The sequence below is a fragment of the Thermogemmatispora sp. genome, from assembly GCF_042408735.1.
Taxonomy (GTDB): Bacteria; Chloroflexota; Ktedonobacteria; order Ktedonobacterales; family Ktedonobacteraceae; genus Thermogemmatispora.
Window position 1 is genome coordinate 1 of sequence record NZ_JBHOQV010000128.1, and the last position, 15,548, is coordinate 15,548.

11 protein-coding genes are annotated in these 15,548 nt (G+C 60.8%); 8 read left to right on the forward strand and 3 right to left on the reverse strand.

Annotated elements, in window-relative coordinates; all coding sequences use genetic code 11:
• The 5 genes from ACFMO7_RS12445 to ispF form a co-directional block, all read left to right on the forward strand.
• Positions 1 to 2,481, forward strand: a 2,481-nt coding sequence (locus ACFMO7_RS12445) for an ATP-dependent Clp protease ATP-binding subunit (RefSeq protein ID WP_376795808.1), incomplete at its 5' end; no start/stop codon positions are given.
• Between the two features lie 224 nt (positions 2,482 to 2,705).
• Positions 2,706 to 4,142 (forward strand): DNA repair protein RadA, encoded by a 1,437-nt coding sequence (gene radA, locus ACFMO7_RS12450; RefSeq protein ID WP_376795809.1) that lies wholly within the window; start codon positions 2,706 to 2,708, stop codon positions 4,140 to 4,142.
• 337 nt (positions 4,143 to 4,479) lie between these two features.
• Entirely contained in the window at positions 4,480 to 5,649 is a 1,170-nt protein-coding gene (locus tag ACFMO7_RS12455) for a PIN/TRAM domain-containing protein (RefSeq protein ID WP_376795810.1), read from the forward strand.
• Between the two features lie 230 nt (positions 5,650 to 5,879).
• A complete protein-coding gene (gene ispD, locus ACFMO7_RS12460) occupies positions 5,880 to 6,590 on the forward strand; it encodes a 2-C-methyl-D-erythritol 4-phosphate cytidylyltransferase (RefSeq protein ID WP_376795811.1) in 711 nt (236 codons plus the stop codon).
• The gene (gene ispF / locus ACFMO7_RS12465; RefSeq protein WP_376795812.1) at positions 6,587 to 7,096 is read left to right on the forward strand and encodes a 2-C-methyl-D-erythritol 2,4-cyclodiphosphate synthase; all 510 of its coding nucleotides are present in this window, start codon (positions 6,587 to 6,589) and stop codon (positions 7,094 to 7,096) included. Before ispD ends, ispF begins: the two co-directional genes overlap by 4 nt.
• 132 nt (positions 7,097 to 7,228) lie before the next feature.
• On the opposite strand, the gene ACFMO7_RS12470 is transcribed toward ispF, so the two are convergent.
• The 3 genes from ACFMO7_RS12470 to ACFMO7_RS12480 all read right to left on the reverse strand — a co-directional run bounded on the left by ACFMO7_RS12470 (position 7,229) and on the right by ACFMO7_RS12480 (position 10,928).
• Positions 7,229 to 8,881 carry a hypothetical protein gene (locus ACFMO7_RS12470; protein WP_376795813.1) on the reverse strand — a complete coding sequence of 551 codons (1,653 nt, stop codon included), beginning with the start codon at positions 8,879 to 8,881 and terminating at the stop codon, positions 7,229 to 7,231.
• Between the two features lie 380 nt (positions 8,882 to 9,261).
• The gene (locus ACFMO7_RS12475; RefSeq protein ID WP_376795814.1) at positions 9,262 to 9,744 is read right to left on the reverse strand and encodes a DinB family protein; all 483 of its coding nucleotides are present in this window, start codon (positions 9,742 to 9,744) and stop codon (positions 9,262 to 9,264) included.
• 236 nt (positions 9,745 to 9,980) lie between these two features.
• Positions 9,981 to 10,928, reverse strand: a complete 948-nt coding sequence (locus tag ACFMO7_RS12480; RefSeq protein WP_376795815.1) for a hypothetical protein — start codon at positions 10,926 to 10,928, stop codon at positions 9,981 to 9,983.
• 393 nt (positions 10,929 to 11,321) lie between these two features.
• On the opposite strand from ACFMO7_RS12480, the gene ACFMO7_RS12485 reads away from it, so the two are divergent.
• From ACFMO7_RS12485 to ACFMO7_RS12495, 3 genes are all read left to right on the forward strand, one after another.
• Positions 11,322 to 12,851, forward strand: a complete 1,530-nt coding sequence (locus tag ACFMO7_RS12485; protein ID WP_376795816.1) for an efflux RND transporter periplasmic adaptor subunit — start codon at positions 11,322 to 11,324, stop codon at positions 12,849 to 12,851.
• A 252-nt stretch (positions 12,852 to 13,103) separates the two neighbouring features.
• Entirely contained in the window at positions 13,104 to 13,940 is an 837-nt protein-coding gene (locus tag ACFMO7_RS12490) for an ABC transporter ATP-binding protein (RefSeq protein WP_376795817.1), read from the forward strand.
• A complete protein-coding gene (locus tag ACFMO7_RS12495; protein ID WP_376795818.1) occupies positions 13,937 to 15,310 on the forward strand; it encodes an ABC transporter permease in 1,374 nt (457 codons plus the stop codon). Before ACFMO7_RS12490 ends, ACFMO7_RS12495 begins: the two co-directional genes overlap by 4 nt.
• Positions 15,311 to 15,548: the final 238 nt, after the last annotated feature.

A 15,548-nucleotide genomic window follows, 5' to 3' on the forward strand; every position in this document is an offset into this window, starting at 1 on the left:
GCCCAGGAGGAAGCCCAGCGCTTCCAGCATAACTACATCGGGACAGAGCACCTCCTTTTGGGCCTCGTACGCGAGGGCGAAGGTGTGGCCGCCAAGGTTCTGGCGAATCTGGGTGTCGAGCTGAACAAGGTGCGCAGCGCCGTCGAGTTCATCATTGGGCGCGGTGACCGCATCGTGCTTGGGGAGATTGGCCTTACCCCCCGGGCCAAGAAGGTCATCGAGCTGGCAGTGGACGAGGCGCGCCGTCTGAACCACCATTACATCGGCACCGAGCACCTTCTGCTCGGCCTGGTGCGCGAGGGTGAAGGAATCGCCGCCGGTGTCCTGGAAAGCCTGGGTGTCAACCTGGAGAAGGTGCGCACACAAACGATCCAGGTGCTCAGCCAGTCCGGCTCGCCCCACGAGCGCGATGCCAAGCACTCCAAGACGCCGACCATCGACGCTATGGGCGTGGATCTGACGGCTGATGCCCGTGCCGGAAAGCTCGATCCCATTATTGGACGCCATCAGGAGATCGAGCGGGTCATTCAGATCCTCTCGCGGCGCACGAAGAATAATCCTGCGCTGATCGGCGAACCTGGTGTCGGTAAGTCGGCCATCGTCGAGGGCCTGGCGCAGCGTATCGTTGCCGGCGAGGTCCCCGAGACCATCGCGGGCAAACGTCTGCTCACCCTGGATGTCGGCTCCCTGGTGGCAGGCACCAAGTACCGTGGCGAGTTCGAAGAGCGCCTGAAGAAGATCATTGAGGAGATCCGCAATAGTCGCGACTGCATCATCTTTATCGATGAGGTCCATACGCTGGTGGGGGCCGGTGCCGCAGAGGGGGCCGTCGACGCGGCCAATATTCTGAAGCCGGCTCTGGCGCGCGGCGAGATCCAGTGCATCGGCGCGACGACGCTCGATGAGTATCGTAAGTATATCGAGCGCGATGCCGCCCTGCAGCGCCGCTTCCAGGAAGTGATCGTGCGCGAGCCGACCATTGAGGAGACGATCGAGATCCTCAAGGGGATCCGCGAGCGCTATGAGGCCCATCACCGCTTGACCATCACGGATGAGGCCCTCAAGGCGGCGACCGAGATGGCCAGTCGCTATATCACGGATCGCTTCATGCCGGATAAAGCCATCGATCTGATCGATGAGGCCGCCAGCCGCGTGCGCATGCAGCATTCGCTGGCTCCGCTGAACCTGAAAGAGGCCAAGAAGGGCCTGGAGGCGGTGCTGCGCGAGAAGGAGGCCGCCATCCAGCAGCAGGATTACGAGCTGGCCGCCGAGCTGCGCGATCGCGAGGTCAAGCTGCGCGAGCGCATCGCCAAGCTGGAAGCCGGCTGGCAGAAGGAGCGGGGCAGCGATCGCCCTGTGGTTGGCGAGGAGGAGGTCGCTCAGATCGTCTCGATGTGGACCGGCATCCCGGTGATGCGCATCGCTCAGGAGGAGTCCCAGCGCCTGCTCCATATGGAGGAGGCCCTCCATATGCGCGTCATCGCCCAGGATGAGGCGATCGAGAAGATCGCGCGCGCCGTCCGCCGCGCTCGCGCCGGGCTGAAAGATCCCAAGCGCCCCATCGGCTCCTTCATCTTCCTCGGCCCGACCGGCGTCGGTAAGACCGAGCTGGCCCGCGCGCTCGCCGAGTTCATGTTTGGCAGCGAGGACGCCCTTATCAAGATCGACATGTCAGAGTTCATGGAGCGCCATGCCGCCGCACGCCTGGTCGGCGCTCCGCCGGGCTATGTCGGCTATGAGGAGGGCGGCCAGTTGACGGAGGCGGTCCGCCGCAAGTCCTATAGCGTGATCCTGCTCGACGAGATTGAGAAGGCCCATCCCGACGTCTTCAATATGCTCCTCCAGATCCTGGAGGATGGTAAGCTGACCGATGCGAAGGGCCGCACGGTGGATTTCCGCAATACGATCATTATCATGACGTCGAATGTCGGTGCCACCTTGCTGAACCGTGAGGCGTCGATCGGCTTCAAGCTGACGAAGGATAAGGAGCAGGCCTATAAGAGCGAGTACGAGGAGATGAAGAATAAGGTCCTCGGCGAGCTGAAGAATACCTTCAAGCCCGAGTTCCTGAACCGTATCGATGAGGTCATCGTCTTCCACTCGCTCCGCCGCGAGGATATGTATCAGATCGTCGACCTGCTGCTCAATCGGGTGCGCAATCAGCTGACGGAGCAGCAGATCGAGCTGGTGGTCCCGCAGCCCGCCAAGGACTTCCTGATCAAGGAGGGCTTCGATCCGCAGTATGGCGCCCGCCCGCTGCGGCGCACGATCCAGCGTCTCGTCGAGGATCCGCTGGCCGAGGGCCTGCTTCAGGGCCGCTTCCATGCCGGCGATGTGGTCGAGGCGGTGGTGGTCGACAATGCCCTCGAGCTGCGGGTGCGCAGCCGCCTGGAGCAGTTGCCCGCCCCGGCTTCGCCGCAGGCCGCCCTCTCCGCGGGCAGCAGCGAGGGCAGCCCCGCTGGCGAAACCTTGCCAGGTTGAGTGTGTGCAGAGGAGAGCCGCTTGGGCGCCTGATCCGCGCCTCAGGCTCTCCTCTTTTTTTGCTCTCGTTTGCTTCTTTCCTGACTTGCTGCCCGCGGAGAAGGCCAACAGCCCTGAAGGCTCTTCTTCCTGCCATCTGTTGCTAGCTCGACCGGGTGGGTAGGACGACCGCGTCTGGAATGGAGCATTGCCGGTTATAAAACGAAAACTTTGATTGCCGTCCTATGCCTAAATCTCGTACGCGCTTCGTATGTCAGCAGTGTGGTGGGGAGCAGACGAAGTGGCTGGGACGCTGCCCCGATTGCGGCGCCTGGAACACGCTTGAAGAAGTCTCTCTGCCCGAGATGCCAGCCTCGGGAGCTGCCACTCCCCAGCGTCGCTATGCCCTTCTGACCGGGGCAGCGGCAAGCGCGGGGGCCTCTGCTGCCCCGGCGGTGCCGCAACCCCTTCCCCAGGTGAAGGCCCTCTCTCATGACCGTCTGTCGGTCGGCTATGCCGAAATGGACCGCGTGCTGGGCGGTGGGCTTGTGCCTGGCTCGCTCACGCTGGTTGGCGGTGAGCCAGGAATTGGCAAGTCGACCTTGCTGTTGCAGGTCTCGGGCTATATTGCCGAGCAGGTAGGGCCTGTCCTCTATGTCTCGGGTGAGGAGTCAAGCGAGCAGATTAAGATGCGCGCTGAGCGGCTGGAGATCAGTGGCGAGCGCCTCTATCTGTTGGCCACGGTTGAGCTGGAGGTGATCTGCGAGGCCATTGCCCGCCTGAAGCCGGCTCTGGTGGTGATCGATTCTATTCAGACGGTTTTTGCCACACATCTGACCTCGGCCCCGGGCAGCATCAGCCAGGTGCGGGAGTGCACGCTGCATCTCATGCAGGTGGCTAAAAGTAGTCACATTCCGATGTTCATTATCGGCCACGTCACCAAGGAGGGAACGGTGGCAGGGCCGAAGGCCCTGGAACACATCGCCGATTGCGTGCTCTATCTGGAGGGGGAGCGCTACCATACCTATCGGCTGCTGCGCGGCGTCAAGAATCGCTTTGGCGCCACCCACGAAGTCGGGGTCTTCGAGATGCATGGCGAGGGACTGCAAGAGGTCCCCAATCCATCAGCTCTCTTCCTCTCCGAGCGCCCCGGGGCCGCCAGCGGCTCAGCGGTAGTGGTGAGTATGGAGGGGACACGCCCGCTGCTGGTCGAGGTCCAGGCCCTGGTGACTCCCAGCAATTTCGGGATCGCTCGCTGTACGGCCAATGGGATCGAGCATAATCGCCTGCTGATGCTGCTGGCAGTCTTGACGAAGCGGGTCGGCCTGGCCCTGGGCAATCACGACGTCTATACTAATGTGGTCGGCGGCTTCACGTTGGAGGAGCCAGCGGTCGACCTGGGCGTGGCCGCAGCGATCGCTTCCAGCTACCGCGATCGACGCATCCCGCCCGATCTGGCCTTAATCGGCGAGGTCGGCCTCTCGGGAGAGCTGCGCGCGGTCAGCCGCCTGGGGCTGCGCGTGCGCGAGGCGGCGAAGTTAGGCTTCAAGCGCTGCCTGGTCCCTGCGAGCGCCCGCACGGAGCGGGTGCGCCGTGAACTGGAGGAGGCCGGCCTGGCTGAGGAGTGCCGGGTGATTCCCGCCAGTACTCTTGCAGTGGCTCTCGAAATCGCGCTACACTAACCAGCAAGAGTGGCCCCCATCTCAAGGCCAGAACATCTGCTGAGCTTAAATAAAGGAGGTGAGCGTTTCGTGCGTTATCGTGGCTCTCGCTCCCAGAGGCCAATCCTCGCTCTTGATTCTGACCCTGGAAAACGGTATACTTTATAGCTGGCATGACGATTTTTGTGATTCGACGGGCGCGTTTCTGGCGGTTCAGCACAGCAGGCCAGGCCCTGTTATCCGGAATCATCGTTCTTGTTTGTCTGATTATCATCTATTCTGCTCCTGCCCGCATGCTTTACCTCACGCTGGCCCGTCGTCGGTGGTCGAACCTCTCACCCTTCTGGAGGCTGATGGGATGTCTGTTAATACGATCGCTCGCTGCATTGGGGCGCTTCTGGCTGCCAGCGTCAGTTTTTTCGTCTTCTTTTTCGAACATCCTCTTGCGACTGCGCTGCTTGAAAAGCTTGAATGGTCAGCCGCTATTGCTTTTGCCTGTGGACTAATTGCCTTTGTCATCACACCCTATGTGTCCATCGTTCCCTATCGCTGGGTGAGTCACCAGTTGCGAACGGTGGCGGTCAGCGATCTGATCGCTGGCACTATTGGGCTGATTGTGGGACTGCTGATCTCCGTGCTCTTTGGCATTCCGCTGGGGGCTTTGCCGGAGAACTGGGGCCATATTCTGCCCGTGGTGGCAGCTCTCATCTGTGGCTATCTGGGGGCTATGGTGGCGGTCCTGCGCAAGAGCGAGTTGGCCCATATGTTTCAGTCGCTCTTTTTGACGCGCCGTCGTGAGCGGGAGGAGGAGCGCGAGCGTGAACGTGAGCGCGAGCGGGCGAGGGAGGCGGAGGCGCTGGCGAACGCGACGGGGCCGCAGATTTTGCTTGATACAAGCGCAATTATCGATGGCCGGATTGCCGATATCAGCCAGACCGGCTTTATCTTTGGCAAGTTGGTTGTGCCGCGTTTTGTGCTCAATGAGCTGCAGCGGATCGCCGATTCTGCCGATACGCTCCGCCGCAACCGGGGCCGGCATGGCCTGGAGATGTTGAATCGTCTGCAGAAAGATGCGACGGTGCCGGTGGAGATTATGGATACGGATATGGAGAGCAGTTCTGAGGAGGTTGATAGCAAGCTGGTGAAGCTGGCGCGCGCTCTCCATTGTCCGATCATCACCAACGATTTCAACCTCAACCGCGTTGCCGAGCTGCAGGGGGTGAAGGTCCTCAATATTAATGAGCTGGCCAACGCCGTGAAGCCGGTCCTGTTGCCCGGCGAGGAGATCTCGATTAAGATTATGCAGGATGGTAAGGAGCTGGGCCAGGGAGTGGGCTACCTGGATGATGGTACGATGATCGTCGTGGAGGGTGGCCGCCAGTATATGAATATGACGATCGATGTGACGGTGACGCGGGTCATTCAGACGGTCGCTGGGCGTCTGATCTTCGCTTACCCCAAGCAGAGCAGCGGCAATGCGGCCTCTAGTAACCAAGGCCAATCGACCGGCAAACAGCGTCAGGGCTAGCGCCGAGCGTCTGGAGATGGCCAGAAGGGGAGAGGGCTGGGAGCGGGCCAGGTCGGCTGTGGACGGGTGGGGTGGTAGCAGCAAGGGAGCTGCAGGCAGAGAATGGAGGCCAAGAAAAAAGGGGGAACCTGGCTCTCCCTGATTGCCCACGAACGTCATAGTAGATGTCGGGTAGGCACCAAGCATCTGGTGCCTCTCATTATAGGCGGAGGCGCTGGTGGATTATTGCTATGCAGGAACGAGCCGCTGTGGTAATCGTCGCCGCTGGCAGCAGCCGGCGGATGGCCGGTCGCGATAAGCTGTGGACGCCGTTGGCCGGGCGTTTGACTCTGGCCCGGACGGTGGATGCTTTTGAGGGGTGCCCGCTGATTGAGGCTATTGTCCTGGTGGTCCACCCTGCTCGTGAGGCCGATGCCTGTGAGCTGCTGGCCGAGGAGGGCTGGCGCAAGGTGATCGCGGTTGTGCCCGGTGGGCCGCGGCGCCAGGATTCGGTGCGCCTGGGCCTGGAGGCTCTGGCGCGTCGCCTGCCGGGAATCAGCTGGGTGCTGGTGCATGATGGCGCCCGCCCCTTTGTCTCTTCTACCTTGATTGAGGCCGGCTTACAGGCGGCTCGTCGGCATCAGGCGGCGGTGGCCGCGGTTCCCGTGAAGGATACTCTCAAGGTGGTCGAGGGCGACTCTGTCTGCGAGACACCTGAGCGCGCTCATCTGTGGCTGGTCCAGACTCCGCAGGTCTTCGCTTTTTCTGTGCTCTGGGAGGCCCACCATGCTCGCTCCGCTCAGGAGGACCTCGACGAAGCCTGCGACGACGCTGCCCTCGTGGAACGCCTGGGCTACCGCGTGACGGTCTTCCCAGGCTCCTATTCAAATATGAAGATTACGACACAGGAGGATTTCCTGCTGGCGGAGTATCTGGCCCAGCAGGAGACATGGCCGCGATGACGTTGCGAATCGGTTGTGGCTTCGATGCTCACGCCTTTGCTCCAGGGCGACCGCTGGTGCTGGCTGGGGTGAGCGTTCCGGCAGAGGTGGGCTTGGCCGGCCATTCGGATGCCGATGTGGTGATTCATGCCCTGGTGGATGCCCTGCTCGGAGCGGCGGCTCTCGGCGATATAGGGATGCATTTCCCCTCAAGTGACCCGCGCTGGAAGGATCAGCCGAGCGCCCTTTTCTTGACTTATGCGCGCGATCTGCTGCGCCAGCATGGCTGGCGCGTGGTCAATGTTGATGCGACGGTGATTGCTCAGCGCCCTCGCCTGTCTCCCTATGTGATGGCGATGCGCGCGCGCCTGGCGGAGCTGCTTGAGCTGCCGCTGGCGCAGGTCAGCGTCAAGGCCACGACCACCGATGGCCTGGGCTTTACTGGCCGTGGTGAGGGGATCGCTTGCTCGGCTGTGGCCCTGCTGGAGGCGGCAGTTTCTGCGATGCCAGCGGCCGCGGAAGGCTAAGCTCCTCTGCCCCTTTTTCCCATCCACGTTCAGTGATTTGACGTTCTGGCTCCCCCTTTCTGGTGTTTGCTGGCACACGACGTCCTCCCACTTCGTGATAGGGCGGGTCGGGCTGGGTCGGGTTGCTCGAACTCAGGTTAAGAAGTAGCGGTCGAGCAGTCGGTCAACGATCTGCTCGTATTGCTCTTTACGCCAGCTATCGTCGGTGATGCGATCGATCATAAACTGGAGATGGGCCAGGCGGACGCTGGTCATCAGGCTGCCTAAGGCTTGTAGCCTCTGATTGGCGCTCTGTTCTTGAATTCCCCTCCAGGCCCCCAGAACGGTTGTCAGGGCCGAGACGATGCTGGCGATGACACTGCCAATGATGAGTTTTGGATCTGCTCCACGGAAGAAGGCCGTGATCAGGATCAGGATTGTGACTGAAAGCAATACCAAACTAATCGTAAAAAAGGTTTGTGCTGATTTGAAAGCATCTCGAGCTTCTTTGTTAAAGTCACGTAAATATTGATCGCTCCGCATGATAATTCTGTTGAGATATTTGTCTGACAGAGTTTGAATGCTGGAGGCCAGTTTTTTGGCTTCCTGATCGGCTGGCTCTTCCTCTTCTGGAGGAAAGATGCTCTCCAGCCTGGCTTTCAAGGTGCTGGTCTGGGCTACCGCTGTTGTCACCTGTTCCTGTATCTCGCTTTTGCCGGCCTGGACGACTTCTTCTAGCCGCTCCTGTAAGGAGGTCAGGGTCGCACGCAGCTCCCCTGCCAGCCCGTCGATGGCAGGCGCGATATGGCTGGGGAAGGTGGCTTCAACTTTTTGCTCCAGGTTGCTGAGGTAACCGTGGAGGCGCTGGGTTGATTCAGGCATGCTCTGGGAGAGCGACTCGAGTTTTTGCTCCAGGTCGCTGAGCTGACCATGGAGGCGCTGGGTTGATTCAGGCATGCTCTGGGAGAGCGACTCGAGTTTTTGCCCCAGGTCGCTGAGCTGACCATGGAGGCGCTGGGTTGATTCAGGCATGCTCTGGGAGAGCGACTCGAGTTTTTGCTCCAGGTTGCTGAGCTGACTGTGGAGGCGCTGGGTTGATTCAGGCATGCTCTGGGAGAGCGACTCGAGCTTTTGCTCCAGGTTGCTGGTGAGCAGTGACTCGGCCAGGGTTTTCCTGAACATGTCCTCTAGATCGGAGGCCAGGCGCGTGAGGGCATCTTGCCATTGCTGTCCCTGCTCCAGAAGTTGCTGAGCCAGATCGCTATCATTCTGGAGGATTTTCTCTTCGAGGGCTTGCTCTTTTTCTGCGAGAGCCTGTTGAAGTCGCTCGAGGTGCTCGTTGAGAGATTGCGTGTCGAGGGCAATAGCCGTGAGCTGCTCTCTAAGCCCCTGGAGCAAGGCGGAGAGAGCGGAGAGGTCTTGCTGTCGAGGAACCTGGTTGAGGGTCTCATGAAGGGCCTGAAGGCTCCTCAGGAGACGTTCCTCTTCTGGTGGAGGACCCGGGGGCTGGGTCCCCGGGTAGCCAGGGGTCCAGTCATGGCAATCCCACTGATCACTATAGCTGAGCATGTCCTGATAGCTCAGTATTTTGCAGTACTTGCCTCCCGTGTTATCGGAGAGTAGCTCGATGCTCTCCCCGTCGAGAGTTCTGCCGCCTCCGTCCACTACTGTGACTATCCAGCCCCAGCGTTCCAGCATCTCTGCCCTGAAGGGCACACGCGTGGCGATCACCAGGGCCTTGTCTTTGCGCCGCGCGTGAATGACTGGGGCATTGTCAAGCCGGGCGATCTCGGCAAAGCTAGTCATAGCGGCCTCCTCTGACCTGCTCTTCTGCGGCGGTGGCAGTTCTTGCTTGCCCAAGAAGGTGGTATGTCGCCAATAATTCAAAATAAATTGTAGAATATATCGATTAAAAAGTCAAGCACTAATTTGTATATTAATCATGCTGGCATTGATGACTGCTGGAGTCTCTGGCGGCCCTTCTGAGCTGAGGGAGGTCGGCGTGTTAGCCTTGGGCAACGGAGCTGGATGGAGGAGAGGCAGGTCCCTGTATCAAGACAGAGCGAGGGAGGAGCCGCCAGAGGTGGCCTGCTCGCGGGGCGGTTCCTCCTTCGGACTCCAGGAGAGGGAGAAGGTGTCCGGTCCTGAGATGCCGATCCTGTTTTCCGGCTGCGGGCTGTCAGCAGCTAGGTGCGAGCCGGTAGACCCAGCATCTGGCGCGTGAGCTGGATATGTCCCAGGTGCAGGGCGCTATGCTCCACGGCATGCAGGAGAGCATCGCGCGCGATCAGAGGACGATCAGCGGGTGCGTAGCGATAGGTGGTTGGTCCAGTGACAGGCTCCTGCAGGCGTTCATCGGGAAGAGCGTCCAGGACCTCGTGCATGGCCTGCAACCAGCGTTCGTAGCGCTTTTTCAAGCTGTCGAAGTCTCCCTGGGCCTGGAACTCGGCAGAGCGATCGCGCTCAATCTGGCGTTGTCCGACGAGGGTCAGCACCCAGTACTCAGCGGCCCCGACCAGGTGGGTCGCCAGAGCAAAGAGGGTATTGGTCTCGGGCAGCTCAAGCTGACGATTCAGATCAGCCTCTGGCACGTCTTCTAGCTGGAAAAGGGCATCGCGTGTCAGGCGCTCCAAAATGTGAGCAAAACAAGCTCCTTCGCTCACGCTCATCGAAGCTACCTCCTCCATAGGCGGGAATGTCTTTAGTGGAGAGAAGCAGGAACAACCAATTCCTGACTCTTCCCCCTTTACCTGGCCTTCGCTATTCATCCTATCACCTTGCTGGTCACAGCGGTAGTCGTCTGGTGGAGGAGGTGAGGGAATTGAGCGAGCGAGGGGAGGAAAGCCCCATGATCTGGCCTGTGAATGAGTGCTGGGCAAAAGAGGCCAGGGAGGAGGAAAGAGCCTCATGGCTGGCGGCAGATCAGACCGAGCTTCTGCTCGGCGGCAGAGCGTACTGCCGACAATAAATGAGCGCTGTGAGTTGGAAGGACCTCATCGATCAGGGGGGCCTCCTGTCCCGCAGCCAGCCTCTGGCGGAAGCGGTCGTAGTCTCTGGCAGCGGCCTTGGGATCTGGAGCGGAGACTGTGCGCAGGTACTGGGCCAGCCTCTCGACCTCGCTGGGGGTCAGATAACCGATGTAGTGGCAAACGGAGACGCTGCTGACAATCCCCTGCGGGCCAGGCGCTAAAGTCTCTGTAAACGGTAGGACCCGTCGTCCACATGCCAGGAACTCAAAGAGCGCCATCGCCGCAGGCGAGATAGCCGCCAACCAGCCACGCAAGCGCAGTACATTCGGATGCTGCCCGAGAGATAAGCCCTCTGGGGGCGACTCCGTCGGTCCTGGTTCGCTGATCTCAAAGCAGATCTCGCTCGCTGCCTGCGGACTGCTCTCGCCCTCCACTGGCTGGCTCAGCAGTGCCGCGACGGCTCGGGTTGAGGTGGCCTGCGGTTTCGCCTCGGCTGGGGCTTGCCTCCGCCTCTCGCTGCGCACACAGTAGCGCTCAACGATGGCTCCCCAGACAGCCGCCAGGGCCTCCGAACAGCGGTGCAGGTGAGGCACATGGCGGTAGAGATAGCGATCGCTGAGGGCCGTGAACTCCTCCGCGGAACACAGCAGGCGATATTCGCAAAGGCTATGGGGGCCGCGAGGGAGAGCGCTGACAAAGGCCAATGCTCGCGACCAGGTGCGCGCGGCCCCCATTGCGGTGGGAAGAAAGGTTTCCTCGTAAGCCAGGCGCGTTCCTGCATAAAGCGCCTCCACTGCTGCTGCATCGTTGGAGAGCAGCCAGCGCGCGAAGGCGGGCATGACCTGATCGCGGTAGCATTGCCAGTCAAAGCCGTAGATCAACATCGCTCTTGCTCTTCCCGCTCTCTCCAGCTCTTTGATGAGCCAGCCAGGAACGCTCGACCCTGAGTTTCTATAGAGATTTGCTCAACTAGCCACCGGGCAAAAGCTGCTCTGGCAAGGCAGACGCCGGCGGGGCTAGTACCAGGCCATCGGCCCTGTAACTCTGCTCTACCTTTATCGTACTCGCATATGGGGATTTTCCCAAACTGTTAGCTCTAAGGTACTCTGGGGAGGAACAGGTGGCTCTCACGCCTGGTGTCGCTGCTTCTCCCCCTCTTTCTCGCCGGGGCCGAGTGATGCAATTGCTCCTGTATCTTAGAAAAGAGGGTTATTTTGTGCACGGATGGAGCCAGCCGTAATATGGATGTCATTTTTAGTTGAGGAGCTGATAGCCATATGGCTGATCAAGAACATACCGAGGGTAGAGAGCAGATCATTCCTGATTTCTACGATCAGGAGACGCAGATCTTCGAAGAGCTAAGCCCAGCCGAGCCGAGGCGCCCCTGGTGGCGGCAGCGGCGCTGGCAAGTGCTCATCGGCCTTATTTTGCTGTTCGTGCTGATTGGGGGGAGCGTCTTAACCGTGGTGGCTCTCAGGCGAGGGCGAGTGACCTATCAGTACCAGCGGGTGGCGCGCGGAACCTTTACTCAGGTGGTCAGCGCCACTGGCACCTTGCAGGGAACCGTCTATAACGTTACTGCTCCTACGAGTGGCAAGATCACCGCTCTCTACGTCAGTGTGGGCCAGCAGGTACGCGCCGGCCAGGTGCTAGCAAAGCTCGATTCGACCTCGCTGCAGGATGCCGTCAACCAGGCCCAGGCTCAAGTCAATGCTGCCCAGACGGCGCTCACCGATGCCCAGAACAACCTCAGCAAAGTTGAGGCTCAGGCCAATGCCAGCCTGGCCACAGCCTACGATCAAGAGCAGAACGCACTCTACAATTGTGACCATCCGGCGCTCAATCAAGCGGTTCCTCCAAACTGCAAGCAACTGGCAGAAGACCAATATGCCCAGGCCCAGAGTCAGGCTGCGGCCCAGATCGCCTCGGCCCAGGCCCAGGTCGACAACGCTCAGAGCCAGTTAAAGACGGCCCAGGCCCAGTTGACCACGGCTCAACATAATCTGAGCCTGACCACCATCACAGCTCCCCACGCTGGGGTGGTGGCCACCATTAACGGCAGCGTGGGCAGCTATCCTGGTGGCTCTGTCAGTGGCCTTGGCAGCAGCAGTGGTGGTGGCAGCCAGAGCGGTGGTGTGAATACGGGAACAGCGGGCAGCGCGGGAAGCCCCGCGACGGCAGCCTTTATACAAATTGTCGACCTCTCCAGCCTCCAGATCACGGCCAACGTCAATGAGGCCGATATTGGGGCGGTCAACACGGGCCAGCAGGTCCACTTTACGGTCAGTGCCTATGGCAATCGCCAGTTCCGCGGCAGCATTCGCGCCATCTCGCCACTAGGCCAGAGCGTCTCTAACGTTGTCACCTACCCGGTCACCATTACTGTCGATCTCAGCAGCGCTCGCGACGCCCACCTTCTTCCTGGGATGACCGCCAACCTGACCATTACCACTCTCCAGCATGAGGATGTCCTGCTGATCCCTGTCGACGCGGTCAACTTCGCGCGCAGCGTGGCCAATCTCAGCGGACGCAACGGTACGCCTGTCCTTGATCCTGCCCAGATCCAGGCCGCTGTTGCCCAGGCTCGTCAGCTTGTGCAGGACCTGCGCAACCTTCCGCCAGGGGAGCAGCCGACACCTGGCTACGTATTGGAGCGGGCTGGCGACCGCTGGGTGATCAAACCGGTGGTGCTCGGGCTGACCGATGGCAACACCTATGAGGTGCTGGCGGGTCTGGAGGTCGGCGAGAGCGTTGTCACCGGCGCCCAGGGCGGGCCGTTCACTGCTCTCAACCAGGTGGGCAGCTAAGTGGTGCTTGTGGTCTAATAGAAGGCAGAATAGGAATCGCCTTTCCAGAAAGACACCACCCAAAAAAAGGACGGGCTGCCGATGGCGGGCAGGAACAGCCGCAACCTGCCTGGTTCAGAGCAAGCCCTTGCTTACTAACAAGGCCCGGTGATCCCGATGGCCGGCCTGGCCGGGTAATGACAGGCCAGGCGACAGCCAGGCCCAAGAGAAGGCGCCAATGCTCAAAGCTAGCTAGCTAGAGAGAAGAGAAGTATGAGCGACGGAGAACTACAACTGGTAGAGGGCGGCGACCGGTCTCTTCCTGTCGCCCAGCGACGCCCACCGATCGTGCTTGTGCGCAACTTAACCAAGGTCTATCGTTTGGGCGAAACCAGTGTGGTGGCCCTGCGTGGGGTCTCGCTGACGGTCAGGCCCGGGGAGTTTGTGGCCATCATGGGCCCTTCCGGTTCAGGGAAGACGACCTTTATGAATCTGCTCGGCTGTCTGGATCGCCCCACGAGCGGGGACTATTGGCTTGTCGGGCGAAGGGTCAGCCAGATGACCCCAGACGAGCTGGCCGATGTGCGCAATCGGCGCATCGGTTTCGTCTTCCAGGGTTTTCATCTGCTGGCCCGCTCCACGGCCCTCCAGAATGTGGCCCTCCCCCTCATGTACGCCGGACTGCCCCGCGCCGAGCAAGAGCGGCGCGCGCGCCGGGCCCTGGAGCTGGTTGGCCTGGGCAGTCGTCTCCACCATCGGCCCTCGCAACTGTCCGGAGGCCAGCAACAGCGCGTCGCCATCGCGCGCGCTCTGGTCAACAATCCTGCTCTGCTGCTCGCTGACGAGCCGACCGGTAACCTTGATAGTCGAACCAGCGTCGAGATCATGGCCATTTTGCAAGCCTTGAACGCCCGTGGCCTGACGATTGTCCTTGTGACCCATGAGGCCGACATCGCCGCCTATGCCCGTCGGTGCATCCTCTTCCGCGATGGGCAAATCGTGAGCGATGAACCGGTCGGTCAGGCCCGCTCAGCTCAACATGAGCTGTTCCAGCAGTATCAGATAGGCAGCGATGGCCATCGGGCGCTTCCTGGGGAGGGAGAGCGATGAGCGAGCCAGTTGAGCGTGAACGCCAGATGACAGCCAGCAGTTCCATACTGGCCCAGGGTGCTCATAAGCGGGCTGGGACCCAGTCGCAGCCATCTCAAACGTTGCCTCTCAGCAGCGGCGGATGGGGAAGGCGCCGGGAAAGCCATCGCGGTAGCCTACTGATGGCCAATTTCGCCAGCGCCTTCGAATCTCTGTGGGCCAATCGTCTGCGTTCGCTGCTGACCACCCTTGGTGTCGTCATTGGCGTGGCTGCCGTGATTGCTGCCATGACGCTGACACAAGGGGCCAGCGTGCTGATCCAGGCCCGTCTGAATGTCTTGGGAACCAATACCCTGTTGATCATTCCCGGGGCGGCCACCAGCAGCGGAGCTTTCAGCTCCCTTGGCTCGCAACAGAGTCTGACCCAGGGGGATGCCGATGCCCTGGTCTCCATACCCCACGTTGTACAGGTTTCTCCGGTCCTTTCCCTGGGAGCACAAGTTGTCTACGGCAGCCAGAACTGGAATACGCGCATCCAGGGAGTCTACCCCGGCTATCGGCAGATCCAGGGGTGGGAGATCGCCCGCGGGCGCTGGTTGAACGCCCATGACGAGCTGGCGGGTTTGCCGGTGGCCGTTCTCGGCCAATTGGTAGCCAACAGCCTCTTCGGTCCCTCCGGCACCGATCCCGTCGGGCAGACGATCCGTATCGGCACCCAGATGTTTCGCGTCGTTGGGGTCTTGCAGCCGAAAGGCTCCTTTGGGGCCTTCACCCAGGACGACGTCGTGTTCGTCCCCTTCACTGCGGCCCTGATACGCCTCAAGAACACCGGCTATGTCGATCAGATTCAGGTTTTAGTCGATAAAGCTGAATATGTCGACTCAGTGCAGCGAGCAGTTGATACTGCTCTTTTAAAGCGCCACCGCATCGGTGCCGGCAGTCCCGCTGACTTCCAGATTCGCAATGCCAACCAGCTATTGCAGACGGCCCAGCAGGCCACGCAGACCCTGACCCTGCTCCTGGTTGGGATTGCAGGCATCTCCCTGACGGTGGGCGGCATTGGCATTATGAACATCATGCTCGTCTCGGTCACCGAGCGGACCCGTGAGATTGGCATTCGGATGGCGATTGGAGCGCGAAGGCGAGATATTCGCAATCAGTTCCTGATTGAGGCTCTGACCCTTAGCTCGCTTGGAGGGCTGCTTGGGATCACGCTCGGTCTGCTGGTGGGTTGGCTCATGACGACCAACTTTGGAGTGCCTTTTGTGCCGCAGCCGCTCTCGATTTTCCTGGCTTTTGGCGTCTCGGCTCTGGTAGGGGTGACATTCGGCTTTTATCCGGCAGTGCGGGCGGCGCGTCTCGACCCGATCATCGCCCTGCGCACGGAATGAGCCTGCGAAGCAGGTGGAGAGAAGAGCGGGCGGCTCGCTGCGGGAGGGCGGGCCAGAGACCGACCTCCGCTCTCTCTCCTGACGGCTTCTGCTGGAAGCAACTCATTCCCGTCCCCTGCCTGGCTCTCCATGTGGGTGAGGAGATGCTCGCGCTGTCCAGGGATCTGTGGTCCCGGCAGCAAGCTGGCTGGCTAACTTACCCTAAGCGGCCAGAAGGCCCCTGGCTTCAGCGAGGGGG